Annotated in this window: 3 pseudogenes; 2 read left to right on the plus strand and 1 reads right to left on the minus strand. The window is 61.9% G+C overall.

Going from position 1 to position 1076, the window contains the following annotated elements:
* Together AB3X99_RS40880 and AB3X99_RS40885 are read left to right on the plus strand one after the other, a co-directional pair.
* Positions 1-206, plus strand: a pseudogene (locus AB3X99_RS40880) (dihydrolipoyl dehydrogenase); the annotation flags it as partial.
* A 200-nt stretch (positions 207-406) separates the two neighbouring features.
* Positions 407-622: pseudogene (locus AB3X99_RS40885) on the plus strand (LysR family transcriptional regulator); the annotation flags it as partial.
* Position 623: 1 nt separating this feature from the next.
* On the opposite strand, the pseudogene AB3X99_RS40890 reads toward AB3X99_RS40885, so the two are convergent.
* A pseudogene (locus tag AB3X99_RS40890) lies at positions 624-902 on the minus strand (helix-turn-helix domain-containing protein); the annotation flags it as partial.
* Positions 903-1076: the final 174 nt, after the last annotated feature.

Here is a 1076-nt window from a genome sequence, read left to right on the forward strand (position 1 = left end):
TCGGCGGCGGCATCGTCGGCCTGAACGCGGGCGACCTCATCAGCGAAGTCTGCCTCGCGGTGGAAATGGGCGCGGATGCGACCGACATCGGCAAGACGATTCACCCGCACCCGACGCTGGGCGAGTCAATCGGCATGGCCGCCGAGCTGTACGAGGGCGTCTGCACCGATGTGCCGCCGAAGCGCGGAAACGCAAGTCCCAAGTAAGTCTAGGTCTTGGTGGCGCTATCAACCGCGTGTTAACGACTGTTGATCTTCAGGGGCGCAGTACCGTCGCCGTCGAAATGATGGAGGAACTTATGGCGATTTCGGGAGTGTCGTTGAGACGTATGGTCCAGGACTGGCTGGCACCCGACCCGAGGAGAGGATTTCGAGTCAGCCATTACGGACGGTACGGGACGTTATGTTTCGCGCGCGAATATTTCGCCGGTGGCCTGACCTTGCCGGGCGCGCTCAAGGCCACCGCCATCCTGTTTGACCGGAAGGACGCCCTGCATGACGTGTTCTTCCGTTCACATTTCGGTGTGACGGTCGGCCGGTACCCGAGGCACTATTTTCCTTCGCCGGTGGCGTTGCTCAATGCGATCCTAGACGATCTCGGCTATGGGCTGGTGCACGCCGTGCCCTTGGCTGATACACCTTCGGTGGCCGCTGCCGGCGAGGCACCCACAGTCCGGCGTCCGTCATGAGCTTCCTCACCGTTTCCTTCGCCAGCCGCAGGCCGTGGCATTCCCACAGCTTCTCGGCAGCCAGCGTCGGTCCAAAATCGGCGTAACGGTCCCGGATAATCGTCAGCGCCCGTCGGGCCAACTCGACATCCAGTCGGCGATTCCCGGGGCGACCGCGCTTGCGCGACGTCAGCCCGGTCGCGCCAGATTCCCGGTACCGGATCACTAGCCGCTCGTGCGCCTCAACCAGGGCAGGAATCGGACATCACTAATGAGCCAGAAGGGGGTGCGGCGGAATTCTTGGACTATTAGGAGCTGGTCCATGTATTCATACGAAGAACGCATCCGAGCGGTCAAACTCTACTTGAAGCTTGGAAAGCGCCTCACCGCGACGGTTCGTCAGTTAGGC

It is taken from the genome of Paraburkholderia sp. BR10882 (assembly GCF_040948855.1).
GTDB lineage: Bacteria > Pseudomonadota > Gammaproteobacteria > Burkholderiales > Burkholderiaceae > Paraburkholderia > Paraburkholderia nodosa_A.